Genomic DNA, 16,798 nt, shown 5'->3' with positions numbered 1-16,798 from the left:
GCCGCGCCCGGAAACACAACCCCGGCGAAACCGGCCGCCAACCTGTTGAATGAACATTATTTGACCAGATTTTGCAATCCGGTCCATCCTGTCAGAGGTTTTTTGCCTCAAAATAGTGCTCCAGGGATTCAGGATCAGAGTATGAGTGCACCGCATCAGGAAATAATTGAAAGCCAGATCGACGTGTCGGAACTTGCCATCGGGATGCACGTCATTCGTCTGGACCGCCCCTGGGAAGATACGAACTTCCTGATTCAGGGCTTTGTTATTCGTGACCAGGCGGACATTGATGCGCTGCGGGCACAGTGTGATTTCGTGTTCATCGAAGGTCGTATCGATGGCGCACCGTTGCCAAAGTACGGAAATGGCAACGGCCGCAAGTCTTCAGGTCTGATGGGGCTTTTCCGCAGAAAACAGGTCACCGAATCCGAGCAGGATGCCCATAAACCTGTACCGCCCCGCAAGCGTGTCAGGTACATCAACAAAATCGACGCCGGACAGGAGATGGAAACGGCGATCATACGCTTCGAGGAGGCCCAGAAAACCGCCAAATCGATCATGTCCGGACTCAGGGTTGGCCGTACCCTGGATCTGAACAATGCCCGGACAGTGGTGAACCACTGCGTGGAGAGCGTACTCCGCAATGAAAACGCCCTGTTGCTGCTCACCAAGATCAAGCACCAGGATGAGTACACCGCCGAGCACTGCATCAATGTGTCCATTTTGGCCGCTGCCTTTGGCAAACACCTTGGATTGCTTGAAGGAGAAATCCGCAATCTGGCCCTGTGTGGCCTGCTCCATGATGTCGGCAAGACCCGGATTCCCGATGAGATCCTCAACAAGCCGGGAGCACTGACACCGAAAGAGTTCGACGTTATGCGTCACCACACCACCCACGGCCGCACCATACTGATGGGGACCAGCAATTCCCTGAACACTGCCGTGGATGTGGCATTCAGCCACCACGAGCGGATGGATGGTTCAGGCTATCCCCGGGGCCTTTACGCCCAGCAAATCCCCTACTTTGCCAAGATCATAGGATTGGTGGACACCTACGATGCCATTACCAGCAACCGGGTATATGATAAGGGGCGGGCCTCAATGCAGGCGCTGGAAATTATTCACAAGCACCGCGGCACCCAGTTCGATGAAGAGCTGGCGGATGCCTTCATCCAGATGATCGGGGTGTACCCGCCAGGGTCCATCGTCGAGATGGTCAACGGCGAGGTCGGCATCGTTGTGGAGAGCCGGCCGGAGCATAAACTCAAGCCTTGCGTTCTGCTGGTCAGGGAGTCTGACAAAAGCGTGATGGCCCCCTATCGGACGGTAGACCTTAAGGTCAGCCCCGAAGATGCCTCAGGCGAAATCTACCGCATTGCCCGGGAGGTCCCGGATGGTACCTACAACATAGTACTCCAGGAGTTTGTCGATCAGGGGCTGATTGTAACCACTCCACGCCTTAGCACTGGCGCCACATAAAGGACAGTCTGTTACTTTCTAACCCGGAATGCCCTGCTATACTGCTTTTCAAACAGATTCCGGCACATCAAAACATGAACTCCGGCATTCCCTCCCTCAACATTCCGGCCGCTCCAGAAGATTCTGGCATTTCGGAGATTACTCCGGCCGAAGGTCTCAGGGCCGTACTCGACAATCTGGACGCCCTGGTTTACGTCTCTGATTTCGAAACCCATGAGCTCCTTTACATGAACGCTTATGGCCGAAGAATCTGGGGCTCTATAGATGGGAAAAAGTGCTGGGAAGTCCTGCAGGATAACGCCAGCCCCTGCGACTTCTGCACCAATCACCTGCTGATTGATTCTGAAGGCAATCCATCTCCCCCGCATATCTGGGAATTCCAGAATCGACTGGACAACCGTTGGTACCAGTGCCGGGATCAGGCAATTCCCTGGATAGACGGCCGACTGGTCCGCCTCGAAATTGCTACAGACATCACCGACCGGAAGGAGATGGAGCTGGCGCTAAAGGAGGCCCATGAAAAGGCCCGGGCCGCTGCACTGGAGGACGACCTTACCGGACTTCACAACAGGAGAGCCTTCTTCGAACTGGGCAACCAGCTGTTGAAACAGACCCGAAGAAACGGCTCGCCTCTGGCGATCATCATGTTTGATCTGGACCACTTCAAACAGATCAATGATAACCACGGCCACGATGCCGGAGATGAGGTATTGCGGCACGTAGGGCGGGTTCTGGAAAGCAACGTTCGTGAGGCGGATATTGCGGCGCGCATTGGCGGCGAAGAGTTCGCGATCCTTCTTGGTGATGCTCATGCGACTCAGGCCTCAGAACTGGCAGAACGGTTACTGGGCGTGATGCATAAAACACCGGTCCTATACCATGATGTTCGTATCCGGCCGACAGCCAGTTTTGGCATTTCATCCCTTCGCCCGGAGGAGCCAAACCTCGAGAATCTTATGGCAAGGGCGGACAGCGCGATGTATGAGTCAAAGGCCCTTGGCAGGGGTCGGGTGCGCCTCAAGTCCTGAAACGCACCCGGAGCAACTCACCCCGGCCGCTTCGTTACCGCCATGGTCAGCCGGGAAATACAGGTGGTTTTCCCCTCTTCGTTCTCAAGCAGAATTTCCCATACCTGAGTGGCACTACCGATGTGAACTGGCCTCGCCGTGCCATACACCCAGCCCTTGGTGACCGGGCGAATGTGATTGGCGTTGATATCCAGCCCAACAGCGACAGTTTCCGGATTTTTCAGGCAGCAATTCGCCGCCATACTACCAAGGGTTTCCGCCAGCAGCACCGATGCGCCACCATGCAGAATGCCAAAAGGCTGAACGGTACGTTCATCAACAGGCATGCGGCCTTTGACATAGTCGTCGCCAATTTCAAGGTACTCGATACCCATGTAGCTGACCGCGGTGTTTTCGCTGGCTTTGGCAAGGTGTTCAAGGTTCGGGGTGCTGGTCCAGATTGCCATAGGGGACTGCTCTCAATATTGTTTGAAATGGATTAGAAACAAGGCACCAGTTTATACAGATAGGATGCGAACTACCAAGCCCTTCTCTTTCGGTCACCGATTGCTTGTTCAATCAACTTCTCGAACTCCAGCGCTGGGAGCGGGCGACTGAAATGGTAGCCCTGGAAGCGGGTGCACCCCATGCGAACAAGGCGCTCCAGCTGCCCTCTGGTTTCCACACCTTCGGCCACGGCTGACAGTTTGAGCGCAGAGGCCAGAGCCAGGATGGTCTCTGCGATGGCGGCATCATTGGGATCATCCAGGATGTCGCGGACGAATCCTTGGTCAATTTTCAGTTCATCCAGAGATAAGCGCTTCAAGTAGCCGAGGGAAGAATAACCCGTACCGAAATCATCAAGGGAGATCCGTATTCCCATGCTTCTCAGGGTCCGAAGTGTTTCCTCTACCAACTCGAGATCGTAGGCAAGAGCGCTTTCGGTAATTTCCACCTTAAGATGTCTCGGGGATGCACCGGTTTTTCTCAATAGCGCCATCACAGTCGAACAGAAAGAAGGAAGGTGGAACTGCCTGGCACTCACGTTGACCGAAACCTGAAGCTTCGATAACGGTCCGCCTCGCTCTTTCCAGCTGGCGATCCGTGAGAGAACGTCTTCCAGAACCCAGTAGCCGACCGATTCAATGAGTCCGGTTTCCTCGGCCAGAGGAATGAACTCGGCGGGAGAGACCATGCCGCGACCCGGGCAGTGCCAACGCAGCAACGCCTCGGCGCCTATGGGATCACCTTTCTCATTCACCAGAACCTGATAGTGGACTGCCAGCTGCTTCTTCCGTATCGCCATCCTGAGGTCGGACTCAAGAGCCAGGCGCTCGGATACCTTTTTCTGCATCATGGAGTCGTAGAAGCGGATGCAATTTCGCCCGTCTTCCTTGGCTCGGAACATGGCCATATCGGCCTGACTCAAAAGCTCTTCGAGTGAGGTGTCGTGGTCATAGAACAGCGTAATGCCAATGCTCGGAGTACCCGTATACTCGATGCCCTTCAGATCATAGGGCTCGTTCAGGGCATCACGGACTTTCTCGCAGACTTTCTCAACCTTCGCTGCTGCGTTGGCCGGCTCAGCGGGAAACCCCTTCAGAATAAGAACAAACTCGTCCCCACCGAGCCGGGCAACGGTATCCCACTCTCGGACCGTTTGTTTCAACCTGTCCCCTACCTGGATCAGCAACTCATCGCCGGTCAGGTGCCCCGCAGAGTCGTTTATGTTTTTGAAGTTATCAAGGTCGATGAATACCAGAGCACCGTGATTGTGGTCCCTGGTGCTCCCGGTCAACGCCTGCGCCAGGCGGTCCCGCAACAGTCGACGGTTTGGCAGGCCGGTCAGTGGGTCGTAAAAGGCGAGTTTCTCGATCTCGGATTCTGATTTCTTGCGGTCCGTGACATCGAAAAAATAGCCGTGCCAGGTCATGCTATCGTCGGCCAATCGGGCGGGCACCGATCTGGCTTCCACCCAGGCGATCGCGCCATCGCATTTGTGAGCTCGAAAGTCGGTTTCGAATGGCGTCATGCGCCGGCGAGACTCATCAACCTTCTCAAAAAAGGATGCCTTGTCGTCAGCCTCGATCAGGTTGAGTAAAGGTTGGGCGTCCGTACTCAGCAGATCAGCCGCAAGCCCGAATAAATCTTCAACTTTTTCGCTGATGAAAGGAAACGTTACATGCCCGTCTGGATACATCCTGAACTGAAAGATGACGCCCGGGAACTGGTCGGAATAACGATAAAGGCTATTCTCGAACCTCACATTACGACTGGCCAGGATCTGTCGGTGGACAGATGCACCTAAAACTTCCCCTACCTGAAGCACGAATTCTTCGGTTTCGGAATCCAGCACTCGAGACTGTTGAAGAAAATCGAAACCCAGAATTCCACGGACCTGACCTTCAAGCTTCAAACCGACAAGAACCAGGCTCCGGATACCCTCCCGTTGGAATTCCAGTTTCTCCTCTTCAGCTTCAGATGGCAGTTCTTCGACTTCGGGGATGACAAGCACCGGGAGAGTTTGCAACTGGCCCATCAGCCATTGAAAGCGGGCCATCGGCACGTTCTGGATTGCATCTCTCTGAGGTGTCACGCCGTTTCTGCAGGCTTCATGCGTGATGGAAATGGTTTGGGTGGCTTCTTCAAACGTGATCAGGTAGGCGCGATCTGAACAGAGCTTATCGCCAAGCTCGGCGATGAAGCTGTGAACGCTGGTATCCAATTGGTCGATCTTGGACCGGGCCAGGCCCAGAGAGAGCCTGTAAACAAATTCCTTTTGCTCCCGGGTAACTGCGCTTACCATTCCTACGGCCTCCTTCCCTAGACAGCTCCACTGTTTATTTATGATAGTTGAGAAGAGCTTCTCCACACATTTACGAAGCCAAGCTTCGGTAAGTTCATACTGATGCGTATCCTTTCATTACGTATTACAGGATTTTAGATTTCTGCTACAAAAAACCGCCGACAACCTGTGACCCCGGAATAACGAGACCGTATGATGAACTCCAGACAGCCAGGTTGATTGGTATGCGATACGAAACGGTCGAACTTGAAATTGATGTCTCGGAACTGCGGGTCGGAATGCACGTCGTCCGGCTGGACCGCCCCTGGGAAGACACTGATTTCCTGATTCAGGGCTTTGTGGTCCAGCGACAAAAGGATATCGATGCCCTTCAGTCCCAATGCCGACGCGTCGTGATTGAAGGCAAAGTCAAGAACACTGAGCCGGACATTTCCCAACGAAAGTCACGGACATCGGCGAAGTCCCGTTTTTCCATGTTCCATGGACCGACATCCGAACAGGAAATATCGAATCGCCCGCAAGAGCCCATTGCGGAAACCGGCAATTCCCGGTCGCGTCAACGGATTACTTACATCAACAAGGTCAGTGTTGACAGGGAAATACGAAAAGCATCTGGACATTACGCCGAGGCGAAGTCCTTTGCCGACAGCATCATGTCCGGTCTACGCGTTGGTCGCACACTTGATCTCAACAAGGCTCGTGAGGTTGTAGATAACTGCGTAGATAGCATCCTCAGAAATGAAGACGCACTGTTACTGCTTACAAAGTTGAAAAACAAGGACAAATATACCGCAGAGCATTCCCTCAACGTTTCGATACTGTCGGCGGCGTTCGGCAAAAAGCTGGGCTTGCTGGAAGAAGAGATTCGGTCGTTGGGGCTGGCCGGCCTACTCCACGACATAGGCAAAGCCAAAGTCCCTGTCGATCTGCTGCAAAAACCGGGACCTTTGACCCCCGAAGAACACGGAATCATGCAGAACCACGCCAACTGGGGCCGTGACATGCTCATGGCCCTTCCCCGCGTCGTGCATGCGGCCGTCGACGTAGCCTACAACCACCATGAACGCCTCGACGGCAGGGGCTACCCCCGGGGCCTCGTTGATTCCCAGATTCCCTATTTCGCAAAAATTGTGGCCATCGTCGATACCTACGATGCAATCACCAGCAATCGAGCTTATGACCGCGCGCGCTCCTCCCGGGAGGCGCTGGAAATCATCCACCGTTTCAGAGGCATTCAGTTTGATCCCGAGCTTGCCCGGGAGTTCGTCCTGCTGATCGGGATCTACCCACCCGGCGCCATTGTTGAAATGAAATCGGGCGAGGTAGCCATCGTGATTGGCTCAAACCCGAAGAATCGACGAAAGCCAAAGGTGGTTTTGGTTCGGGATGAAAACAAACAGCGGCCTGCAAAATACCGTCTCCTGGACTTGCAAACGGAGCCTCTTAACAGTGTCGGAGAACCGTTCGAAATCATTAAAGAGGTTCCTGACGGCACCTACGGAATCGTCTTGCAGCGATTCATCGATAACGGGCTCACTCTGGAACTAAACGACGCATCGGTTTGACACCTGCCCAATCAACATACTTCAACTGGAGGCGGAGTACATAGCCTTGTAGCGCCTGATCAGTTCTTCCACGCGACCAGAGTTCACGAGCTCATAGAGGCGCTCGGCAAGTCGCTCCCGAAGCTCGAAGGAGTTGCATGGCGCTGCCTTGGAGAAGGTAAAAAACAGACCCTCTCGGCTCACCGGGGTCGGCAGGGGAACAAATTGATCGGCGATACCCAGGTACTCCAGTTTCACCTCACCCTGCAAAACTTCATAGAGGACATAATCCACCCGGTCAACGAGCGCCATCTGGAAGGATTGTTCAATCGACCTGACTCCCTCAATGAGGAGGTTTTGTTCCGCATACCGGTCGAAATTCTGGCCAAAACTGTTGTTGATCAATGTGCTGCCCCGCTTACCCATCAGGTCCGGCCAGTGGCGGTAGACAAACTCCCGGCCTTTGGGGACCCAGACAGCGGTCGGCAGGTGCGTTATTGGCGGCAGCAAATAATCCATATAGCCGATGCGCTCCGAGGTAATGAACGCGCCCGCCACCATGTCGATATCGCCCTGGCGTGCCATGCGCTGGACCCGGGCCCAAGAGCCTATGTCTTTCACTTCCACATTCACACCCAATGGCTCCGTGATTTCCTTGAGCAAAGCAGGCACCGCGCCAATCAGATAGCCCGGGCGCTCCTGGTCGCGCCAGAGCAGGGGTGGATACTCCGGATTCCCGCTCACGATGAGCGTATTGCAGGAAGGGTCTGGCAGTGCGTGAACCGGGGCCAGAAACAAGGCGGCCACTGCGAATACAAGTGACCTACCGACAACAGAAGAAAATGACTTATTCAACTCTCACAAGACCCTCTTTGTGCCAGCCCAGACGGCCAGTTTCGACAACCTGGCGACGAATTCCCGGCACCGGCCGGATCATGAAAAGATCGCCGTTTCGGCCCACCATGGCACGGGGTACACCAGTTGCTTTGGCTATGTCAGCATGCGTTTCCATGTGTTCAGCCTCACCATGAACCGGAATGGCAATGGCAGGCTTTACCCATTTATACATTAACTCCAGTTCTTCCTGCGCGGGATGACCTGAAGCATGAATTGGCAAATCAGCATCCTCGGCCGTGATTACCCTCACCCCCAACTCTTTCAATCTGGTCACCAGCGCCTCGATGGATTCCTCGTTGCCGGGGATGGCGCGAGCGCTGAAGATTACCGTGTCGCCCGCCTCCAGCTCAAAATCCGGATGGGTACCAGAGGCCAGTCTGCGCAGAGCCGTTCGCGGCTCGCCCTGACTGCCCGTGGCCACGGCCAGTACTTCGTCCCGCGGGAGATACCCCAGATGTGCCGGATTGATCAACTGGTCAGCCGAATCCCACAGCCCTGCAGCCCTGGCGGCGCCACTCATATTTATCAAAGACCGGCCCAATAAACCCATATAACGGCCGGTTTCCCTCGCGATTGAGGCCAGAGTATGTAATCGGGCGATATTACTGCCAAAACAGGTCACTACAACGCGGCCTTCGGCGGAGCGGGTCGCTCTGAGCAATCCTTCATGCAAGGCCGCCTCGGATACCGAGTGACCCGAGACTGTGGCGTTGGTGGAGTCACACACCATGGCGTTCACGCCCTCGTTTGCCAGATCGGTGAAGGTTTTTGGCGAATAGCCATGGCCTACCAGCGGCTGCTCATCCAGCTTCCAGTCACCGCTGTGGAAGATGTTACCGGCGGCGGTGCGAATCATCAGCGCGTTAGGGTCCGGGATGGAGTGAGTCAGCGCCAGCCACTGCACGCTGAATGGCCCGACCTGTTTGCTCTGGCCGGTCTCCACTTCGATGATCGGCACCCGGTGCAGCAGGTCGAACTCCGCGAGCTTGCGACGCAGAATTTCGGCCGTGAACCGGCTGGTGTATATCGGGCACTGCAGCAGCGGCCAGAGGTAGGGTACAGCTCCGACATGATCTTCGTGGGCGTGGGTAATTACCAGGCCCGCCAGCCGTTCACGGCGGTCAGCAATGAACGCAGGATCCGCCATTTGAACCGGCGGCTCGCCGCGATGATGCACCGTGCCATCAGCAGCAATGCGACCAGGCTTTGGAAAGGTAACACCACAATCCACCATCAACCAGGCACCATCGTGGCCATAGAGGTTGAGGTTCATACCAATTTCACCGGTTCCACCCAGGGGTAGGAACCAGAGGTCAGACTGTTCGGGAATCATTCAGCAAATCGGTCCATATACTTCAACACCAGGTCCTCGTGTATGCCTTCCAGTTCAATCAGTTTCAGCGCCGCCCGAATGTCATCGGCATACTTCAGCACGGGCGAGTTCTTCGCAACAGCGATGTAGGAGCGCTCTCCAGGCACAAAGAACGGTGAAACCTCAACATCCAGCCCCAACTTTTCAACCGCGTACAAACCGACAAGCTCTGGGGCGATCACGACATCTACCCGGCCTTTCTGCATCATCAGCATCAGGTTTTCGTAACGGGGCGCAGGCTCCTTGAGAAGTTTGTCATCAGTATCAAACCGGGAGAAATACGACGCCCCTTCCAGAATACCAATGGCTCGTCCATACAGATCGGCGTAGCGCTCAATCCGATTTTCTGCGTTAAGGTAAAAAAACAATCGCCGTTCCGGAGGAAATGCCGGCGCCACGAACTCCATGAGCTCGGTCCGCTCGGCGGTCTCCAGGGGCCCCAGCATGACATCCACCTCACCCTGCTGCACCATCCTCAAGACCCGCCGGAAAGGCGCCTCCCGATAATGCACTTTCCAACCCAACCGATCAGCGATTTCCTGGAAGATATCCACATATAGGCCCGTTGGCTCCCCACCCTCGATAATCCGGTAGGGGGGCGCATGATTGGCACCCACGGTTACGGTCAGCGCTTCCACGGTTTCCGTGCCCTGCTGGGCCGAAACAGGAAACACTAACGCCATCAGAACAGCGGTGGCGAACACTCGCATTCCAGTCATCCTTGCCTGTGAGGTTTTCAGATTCTTATGAGGTCTGGCCATCTGTCTCCAGTATAGACGGTTCAAGATCCGGGATCGTCGGATTTACGTACTGACGGTTGAATTCAGTCACTGATGGCACAACTTCCTTATCACAGCAATCAAGAAGCGCCATTCATTCGTCAATGAAAAGGACGGACACCATGAAAATTCTGATGGTTCTTACATCCCATGACCAGATGGGCGACACCGGCCATAAGACCGGCTTCTGGCTCGAAGAGTTCACCGCGCCTTACTACGTTTTCCGGGATGCCGGCGCAGACATCACCATTGCGTCACCGAAGGGTGGCCAACCGCCAGTCGATCCCAACAGCGAGGCCGAGGAAGCGCTGACCGAGACCACGCGTCGGTTCCAGCAGGATGCCCATGCCAAGGAATCCCTCGCCAGCACTAAAAAGCTGAGCGACGTGGACATGAACGAATACGACGCGATTTTCTATCCAGGTGGTCACGGCCCGCTCTGGGACCTGGTTAACGACGACAAGTCCATTGCCCTGATCAAGACAGCCTACGAGCAGGACAAGGTGATTGGTGCAGTTTGCCACGCACCAGCCGTGTTCAAAAACGTGGAAGTGAAACCGGGCCAGAACATCGTTGGCGGCCGGGAAGTAACAGGCTTCACCAACAGCGAGGAGGAAGCGGTTGGCCTTAGCGGCGTAGTGCCCTTCCTGCTGGAAGACATGCTGAAGGAAAACACCGCCACCTACACCCGCGGTGACGACTGGGCACCGCACATCGTGGTGGACGGCAAGCTGATTACCGGGCAAAACCCGGCCTCTTCCGAGGGGGCAGCCAAGGCCGTTGTGCAGGCTCTTCAAGAGGCCTGATCCGGCAGTAACTGCAGGATGAATCCGGGGCCAGATGAATTTCATCTGGCTTTCTTTTTTGCTTCCAACCTACTCCCCTGCGTGACTGATCAACTCGCCCGGAGCGCACTGCTCCAGCAATTGACGAATGTGATCCGGTATCGCCACCTTGCTCATCACCGAAGGCTGAATCAGCACATAGGTGACGTCCGCATCGGCAATAAATCCGTCATCCCCATACCGGAAGAACTCCAGATGCAGGGTAAATGAGGTGTTTCCGATTCGCCCGGCGCGAATGCGGGCTTCCAGAACGTCGTCAAACTTTGCCGGGGCCTTCCAGTTCACCGTCAGGCTCACCACCTGGATATCCAGGTCCTGATCCAGCAGGTGCTGATAATCGCCAAACAGGGTGCGAATGTATTCGTTGACAGCAATATCAACGAAATCCGCATAACGTGCGTTGAACACCACGCCCTGGGCATCGCATTCACCATAGCGAACCCGGAAGCGAAAACGGAAAGGCAACTCACCAGCCATGACGCGCTCCGATTAAAGTTCAGTTACTGTCGCCAACAGCTTCTCATATCTGTGCTAACGTTTTGAGGAATATCTCAAAAAAGCTGGCCATCGCTATGAGCAACCCCAAGCACACCCTTTTCTGGATGACGCTGTTCCTCGGCGTGGTCGTCATCGTCGGCGCCCTGATCCACAAGCCCCTGATTTCGGCCTTTATGGCCAACTGGGTTTTCAATCTGCTGATTCTCGGGGTTCTGATCATCGGCATCGCCCTCACCTACAGGCAGGTGTTCGTGCTGTTTCCGGAACTGAAGTGGATCGCCCAGTTCAGAACCGGACACGCCGGCCTTTCGGTGGTTCAGGAGCCCAAGTTGCTGAAGCCGCTGGCAAGACAGCTCGGCGAGGACGCAACCAAGGACCGGTTCACACTGTCTACCCTTTCCCTTCGAACCGTGCTCGATGGTATCCACTCCCGCATGGACGAACAGCGGGAAATCACGCGCTATTTCATCAGCCTGCTGGTCTTCCTCGGCCTGCTGGGTACTTTCTGGGGCCTGCTGGGCACCATCAACTCGGTCGGCCAGGTCATCACCGGACTGGATATGAGCCAGGAAGACTTCGGCAAGGTGTTTGCGGAGCTTCAGGAAGGCCTGCTTACGCCGCTTGAGGGCATGGGCACCGCGTTCAGCTCCTCTCTGCTGGGATTGGGCGGCTCACTGATACTGGGCTTCCTGGATATCCAGGCCGGCCATGCCCAGAACCGCTTTTATGACGGCCTCGAGGAGTGGCTGACTGGTGTGACCAACCTCGTGGACCGGATAGACGACGAGAAAGACCTGTCATGATCGGTTCCAGGCGCCGAAGCCGAAGCACCACCAACGTCTGGCCGGGATATGTGGATGCCCTTTCGGCCTTGTTGATGCTGGTCATATTCATGCTGCTGGTCTACGTGGTCAGCCAGCTCTACCTGTCCCAGACACTCTCTGACCGGGATACCCAGCTCGCCCGACTCAATGCCCAGTTGAACGAGCTCTCGGAATTGCTCGGCCTGGAAGAAAACAGAAGCGAGGCACTGGAAAATCAGTTGACCAGCCTTCAGGAGCGGAACAACAGTCTGGTCGGTCAGCTGGAATCCACCCGTGAACAACTGATGCGGCAAACCGCCATGGCCGATGCGCAATCGGAGCGACTGGCCAGCATGGAAGAGTCGATTGACGAGAAAGACGATATATCGGCCAGCCAGCAGGCGATGATCCTGAGGCTGTCGAATCAGATAGCCTCCTTGCGAGAGCAACTCAGGCAGATTGCCTCGGCGCTGGAGCTCCAGGAACAGATGACCGCCGACAAGGAGCAGGAACTGGAACAGGTCAGCAGACGGCTGAACACCCTACTGGCCGAGCGCGTCAACCAACTCGAACAGTATCAGTCCGAGTTCTTTGCCCGGCTGCGGGATATTCTGGCCGGCAACGAAAATGTCCGGATCGTCGGCGACCGTTTCTTGCTGCCTTCCGAACTGTTGTTCGCTTCCGCCTCGGCGGAACTGGGCGAGGAAGGCCGGCAGGAGCTCGACAAGCTAGCCAAACTACTGCTGGATGTATCCGCAAAGATTCCAGAGGACGTTGACTGGATCCTGAGGATTGATGGTCATACCGATGTCATACCTATCAATACCCCGAGATTCCCCTCGAACTGGGAGCTGTCCACTGCCCGTGCCGTGGCAGTCGTGCGCTACCTTGCAGCGCAGGGTGTACCGGAACGGCGCATGGCGGCGGCCGGATTTGGCGAGTTCTTCCCGGTGGCGGAAGGCACCTCGCCGGAAGCCCTCCAGAGAAACCGGAGGATCGAGCTCAAATTGACAGATCGCTAGCGGTGCGAATGGGTCAGCAAGGCGTTCACCGTCATGGTGTAAGGAGCCTCAATGCCCAGGCGCTCGCAGCGTCTCAAGACCGCACCGGCGATACTGTCGAGTTCGAGGGGCCGCCCCTTTTCCTTGTCGACCAGCATGGACGTCTTGATGGCGTTGAAGTTGCTGATCAGGTCGAACATCTCGGCCAGATCCTCAGGCCCGAGGTTCACGTCATCGGCCTTTGACGCTGCTACGGTTTCCGCCATCATTCCGTGGACAATCTTCCGGAACTCGGAGTGGTGGGTAAGGCTCCGGGTATCAAGGCCGGTCAGGGCCGAGAGCGGGTTCACGCCATTGTTGATCACCAGTTTGCGCCAGAGCTCGTAACGGATGTTGTCAGAGACGGTTGTTGGAATACCGGCCGCCTCGAAGTCTTCCTGTAATTGCTGCAGCAACTGGCCGCGACGATCAGATCCCACGGCCATAGGCCATTCACCCATGACAATTTGGGCAGGGCCCTCGGCTTGCACTACGCCCGGCTGGACAATATGCCCACCAATTCGGACAGCCAGGCCACCCAGAACTCTGTGTTCCCCCAGCAATGAGGCCAAGGCGGGCTCGTTATCCACCCCGTTCTGAAGCGAGAGGACCGGCACCTTGCCGTGATAGAGCCAGGGGCCCAACTCGGCCAGCATCGCTTCAGTCGCCGTGGATTTGAGCGTGACCAGTACGACATCAAAATCATCCGGACGGAAACGGGCAACCACCGCGGAATGGTCCATCGACTGAACCGGAAATGACCACACCTCATCCCCATACTGAACCGTCAGCCCCTGCCCCTCCAGAGCTGCCAGATGCGCACCACGTGCGGTCAGAACCACCTCATGTCCGGCGTGCAGCAGCCTGGCGGCATAGTAACCGCCGATGCCACCGGCACCCACTATCAATAATCTGAGCATTTACGGAATCCCCAATGTTTTCCGCAGTCTATTGCATCCAGCCATAGCCGGCGAGTGAATGACTGTCCTCATTCAATGCAAAGCCGAATACCCGCTGGGGGGCTTTCAGCCCCCCCAGACTGAACGCAGTATTCAGCACGCACAGGGTGGGGTCGGCAACAGGGACATCCTGTCCACGCCTGGCTCGGCGCCCGGCCAGACTGCCCTCTGACATGGCTTGACGCCAGAGTTGCTCATGCTCCCACTGCTGTATCAGGTTGCGAATGTAGGCATCGTGCGGTTGGTGATTTATCTCACTCGCGCCCTGCTCTTTCTGATCCAGGCAGATAAGCAGAATACCCTGCTCCCGGAGCGCCTCCAGGCAGTGACCAATCTGCCTGTAGTCGTCGCTGGTCATACCGGTATTCAGCCTCAACTCAATGACTTCTTCCGGCGCCACACCGGTCATGCTCGCAGCCAGCGATTCCAGTCCGGGGTCCCGGCCACCCTCAATAGTGGCCTGAAATCCTCTATCGGCCATCAGCGATTGCAGACGCTCTGCAAGAAGGCCTTTGCCGCATTGGTGAAAAATCTCGGGTTTGTCGCCACCTTTTCGAGAAGTGATAAAGGTGACATTGCCAACCTGCATGTCTCGCTTGATCAGACGACGGAGCCGGGGTTGGCTTATAGGAGCTGAATATGCATCTCTGTCACAGGACAGGTAAAACACTGGCAATCTCGGCACGAAGCCTCCCATCAAGCGATTAACGGGCAAATCGATCGGCGAACCGGGGCGTCAACGCCCCAGTTTTTTAGCCGACTGGCCGCCAATTCCAAAATGCTGCTTGGGCATTTCGGTAATAATGATCCGGACACTTTCCACCGGCGCCCCCAACGACCGTGAAATCGCATCGGTCACCTCACGGATAAGCATTTCCTTTTGCTCATCCGACCGTCCTTCAAGAATATTGATTTGCGCGACAGGCATGTGATCTCCTTATTCGAAGCGGGCAGACACGGTACCCAACCCCTGGTAGCGAACCGTGATGTTGTCACCGGGTTCAACAGCAATCGCAGCCGTAATGCCTCCAGTCATGATGAAGGTTCCGGCCGGAATGTGCTCTCCTCGCTCGGCGAGCAGGTTGGCCAGCATGGCAACACTGGAAGCTGGGTGGCCAAGCACCGCAGCACCCGCGCCCACATCAACAACCTCGCCATTCTTCTCGACCACAACACCCAACGTTTTCAGGTCAACATCGGCAACATCGGCCATCTGGCCACCGGTGATAAAACGGGTGGACGAGGCGTTGTCTGCTACAACGCTTACCAGGTCGAACTTGAAGTTCTCATAGCGGGAATCGATGACTTCGACAGCTGGTATGACAAAGTCGGTGGCTGCCAGAACCTGCCCGATATGGCAGCCCGGCCCTTTCAGAGGTGCCTTGGTAACAAAGGCTATCTCCGCTTCGATTTTCGGGTGGATGAGCTCTTTGGTGTTGACCACCCCTCCATCGGGCACGCTGAAGTAATCCGCCAGGAATCCGTAAATCGGAGTCTCGACGCCCATCTGCGCCATCTTGGCCCAGGAAGTCAGGCCCATTTTCATACCCACAATCTTGTTACCACGGGCTTCCTTGCGACGACGGATCTCCCACTGCACGTCATAGGCATCCTCGAAGGTCATATCCGGGAAGTCGTTGGTGACCTTGGTGATGTCGTGGGCCTGAAGTTCGGCGTTTTCCACATGCTCGGCTAGAGCCAGAACCTGCTCTTGGTTTAGTGTTTTGCTCATGCGTTTTGCTCCTTTTGGGCCGCCAGCAGATCCAGCGCCACGTCCACGATCATGTCCTCCTGGCCGCCAACCATGCGGCGCTTACCCAACTCAACCAGAATATCCACGGCCTTCAGACCGTACTTCTGCGCCGCCACTTCGGAGTGGCGCAGGAAGCTGGAATAGACACCGGCATAGCCCAGGGCCAGGGTCTCGCGGTCCACCCGCACCGGGCGGTCCTGCAAGGGGCGCACAATGTCATCGGCCGCGTCCATCAGGGCGTACACGTCCGTGCCATGCTCCCAGCCCATCTTGTCAAAGGCCGCAATGCACACTTCCAGCGGTGCGTTGCCGGCGCCAGCACCCATGCCGGCCAGGGAAGCATCGATCCGGTCACAACCTTCCTCAACGGCAACAATGGAATTGGCCACGCCCAGCGCGAGATTGTGATGAGCATGCATGCCCGTCTGGGTCTCCGGCTTGAGCACATCCTTGAGTGCCCGGAACCGGTCCCGGATGTCGTTCATGTTCATGGCGCCGCCGGAGTCGACGACGTACAGGCAGGTGGCGCCGTAGTCTTCCATCAGCTTGGCCTGCTCTGCCAACCCTTTTGGTGTCTGCATGTGGCTCATCATCAGAAAGCCGACGGTGTCCATGCCCAGCTTGCGGGCGTGTTCAATGTGCTGTTTCGAGACATCCGCTTCGGTGCAATGAGTGGCCACACGCACAATCCGGGCACCGGCGTTATAGGCGTTGTCCAGGTCATGGACGGTACCGATGCCGGGCAACAGTAAGGTGGCGATTTTGGCGTGCTCGATCACTTCCGCCACCGCCTCGATCCACTCCAGATCAGTGTGGGCGCCGAAGCCGTAATTGAAGCTTGAGCCCTGAAGGCCATCACCGTGGGCCACTTCAATACTGTCGACCTTCGCCTTGTCCAGGGCCCGAGCGATGTCCTGCACGTTCTTGATGGAGTACTGGTGGCGGATGGCGTGGCTGCCGTCGCGCAGGGTCACGTCGGAGATGTAGAGTTTTTTGCCGGGGTTGAATGTCATGGG

The 16,798-nt window shown here is 56.2% G+C and carries 17 protein-coding genes; 6 read left to right on the top strand and 11 right to left on the bottom strand.

The features are described from left to right. Positions 1-141: 141 nt before the first annotated feature. Together J3362_RS14375 and J3362_RS14370 are read left to right on the top strand one after the other, a co-directional pair. Positions 142-1,479, top strand: coding sequence for a cyclic di-GMP phosphodiesterase (locus J3362_RS14375; RefSeq protein WP_349520536.1), 1,338 nt, complete (start codon positions 142-144; stop codon positions 1,477-1,479). Between the two features lie 74 nt (positions 1,480-1,553). After that, a complete protein-coding gene (locus J3362_RS14370) occupies positions 1,554-2,507 on the top strand; it encodes a sensor domain-containing diguanylate cyclase (protein ID WP_349520535.1) in 954 nt (317 codons plus the stop codon). A gap of 17 nt (positions 2,508-2,524) precedes the next feature. On the opposite strand, the gene J3362_RS14365 is transcribed toward J3362_RS14370, so the two are convergent. Both J3362_RS14365 and J3362_RS14360 read right to left on the bottom strand, forming a co-directional pair. Then, positions 2,525-2,953: a hotdog fold thioesterase gene (locus J3362_RS14365; protein WP_104270490.1), complete on the bottom strand. Its 429-nt coding sequence runs from the start codon at positions 2,951-2,953 to the stop codon at positions 2,525-2,527. Between the two features lie 71 nt (positions 2,954-3,024). Further along, entirely contained in the window at positions 3,025-5,292 is a 2,268-nt protein-coding gene (locus J3362_RS14360; RefSeq protein WP_349520533.1) for a putative bifunctional diguanylate cyclase/phosphodiesterase, read from the bottom strand. Positions 5,293-5,516: 224 nt separating this feature from the next. Between J3362_RS14360 and J3362_RS14355 the strand changes: the two genes are divergently transcribed. Next, a complete protein-coding gene (locus J3362_RS14355; RefSeq protein WP_349520531.1) occupies positions 5,517-6,857 on the top strand; it encodes a cyclic di-GMP phosphodiesterase in 1,341 nt (446 codons plus the stop codon). 21 nt (positions 6,858-6,878) lie between these two features. On the opposite strand, the gene J3362_RS14350 is transcribed toward J3362_RS14355, so the two are convergent. Genes J3362_RS14350 through J3362_RS14340 form a run of 3 tightly spaced genes read right to left on the bottom strand, consistent with a single transcriptional unit; the run spans position 6,879 to position 9,866 of the window. Further along, positions 6,879-7,643, bottom strand: coding sequence for a substrate-binding periplasmic protein (locus tag J3362_RS14350; RefSeq protein WP_349520529.1), 765 nt, complete (start codon positions 7,641-7,643; stop codon positions 6,879-6,881). A gap of 40 nt (positions 7,644-7,683) precedes the next feature. Next, on the bottom strand, positions 7,684-9,066 hold the full coding sequence (locus J3362_RS14345; RefSeq protein WP_349520527.1) for a ribonuclease J: 1,383 nt from the start codon (positions 9,064-9,066) through the stop codon (positions 7,684-7,686). After that, positions 9,063-9,866, bottom strand: a complete 804-nt coding sequence (locus J3362_RS14340; protein WP_349520526.1) for a substrate-binding periplasmic protein — start codon at positions 9,864-9,866, stop codon at positions 9,063-9,065. Before J3362_RS14340 ends, J3362_RS14345 begins: the two co-directional genes overlap by 4 nt. Positions 9,867-10,006: 140 nt before the next feature. On the opposite strand from J3362_RS14340, the gene J3362_RS14335 reads away from it, so the two are divergent. Then, on the top strand, positions 10,007-10,690 hold the full coding sequence (locus J3362_RS14335) for a type 1 glutamine amidotransferase domain-containing protein (protein WP_041645947.1): 684 nt from the start codon (positions 10,007-10,009) through the stop codon (positions 10,688-10,690). Positions 10,691-10,759: 69 nt separating this feature from the next. Here J3362_RS14335 and J3362_RS14330 read toward each other — a convergent pair whose 3' ends face one another. Next, the gene (locus J3362_RS14330) at positions 10,760-11,206 is read right to left on the bottom strand and encodes an acyl-CoA thioesterase (protein ID WP_349520524.1); all 447 of its coding nucleotides are present in this window, start codon (positions 11,204-11,206) and stop codon (positions 10,760-10,762) included. Positions 11,207-11,301: 95 nt separating this feature from the next. Here J3362_RS14330 and J3362_RS14325 point away from each other — a divergent pair, with 95 nt between their 5' ends. Together J3362_RS14325 and J3362_RS14320 are read left to right on the top strand one after the other, a co-directional pair. Continuing rightward, positions 11,302-12,030: a MotA/TolQ/ExbB proton channel family protein gene (locus J3362_RS14325; RefSeq protein WP_014579156.1), complete on the top strand. Its 729-nt coding sequence runs from the start codon at positions 11,302-11,304 to the stop codon at positions 12,028-12,030. Next, positions 12,027-13,052, top strand: a complete 1,026-nt coding sequence (locus J3362_RS14320) for a peptidoglycan -binding protein (protein WP_008177163.1) — start codon at positions 12,027-12,029, stop codon at positions 13,050-13,052. The genes J3362_RS14325 and J3362_RS14320 overlap by 4 nt, the downstream gene beginning before the upstream one ends. Here J3362_RS14320 and J3362_RS14315 read toward each other — a convergent pair. The 5 genes from J3362_RS14315 to dmpG all read right to left on the bottom strand — a co-directional run bounded on the left by J3362_RS14315 (position 13,049) and on the right by dmpG (position 16,795). After that, positions 13,049-13,990 carry a ketopantoate reductase family protein gene (locus tag J3362_RS14315; RefSeq protein ID WP_349520522.1) on the bottom strand — a complete coding sequence of 314 codons (942 nt, stop codon included), beginning with the start codon at positions 13,988-13,990 and terminating at the stop codon, positions 13,049-13,051. The genes J3362_RS14320 and J3362_RS14315 overlap by 4 nt on opposite strands. 28 nt (positions 13,991-14,018) lie before the next feature. Next, positions 14,019-14,618: a class III extradiol ring-cleavage dioxygenase family protein gene (locus J3362_RS14310; protein WP_062783124.1), complete on the bottom strand. Its 600-nt coding sequence runs from the start codon at positions 14,616-14,618 to the stop codon at positions 14,019-14,021. A 147-nt stretch (positions 14,619-14,765) separates the two neighbouring features. Beyond that, complete coding sequence (locus J3362_RS14305; protein WP_014579153.1) at positions 14,766-14,957, bottom strand: 4-oxalocrotonate tautomerase; 192 nt, start codon at positions 14,955-14,957, stop codon at positions 14,766-14,768. A 9-nt stretch (positions 14,958-14,966) separates the two neighbouring features. Further along, a complete protein-coding gene (gene dmpH, locus J3362_RS14300; RefSeq protein WP_014579152.1) occupies positions 14,967-15,761 on the bottom strand; it encodes a 2-oxo-3-hexenedioate decarboxylase in 795 nt (264 codons plus the stop codon). Continuing rightward, entirely contained in the window at positions 15,758-16,795 is a 1,038-nt protein-coding gene (gene dmpG, locus J3362_RS14295) for a 4-hydroxy-2-oxovalerate aldolase (protein ID WP_014579151.1), read from the bottom strand. Before dmpG ends, dmpH begins: the two co-directional genes overlap by 4 nt. Between the last annotated feature and the right edge of the window lie 3 nt (positions 16,796-16,798).

Origin of the sequence: Marinobacter sp. NFXS11, from assembly GCF_040148675.1 — a bacterium.
In the GTDB taxonomy this organism is placed as follows: Bacteria; Pseudomonadota; Gammaproteobacteria; order Pseudomonadales; family Oleiphilaceae; genus Marinobacter.
The sequence above is the reverse complement of the archived record's forward strand: the minus strand, read 5'-3'. Positions and strand labels throughout refer to the sequence as shown.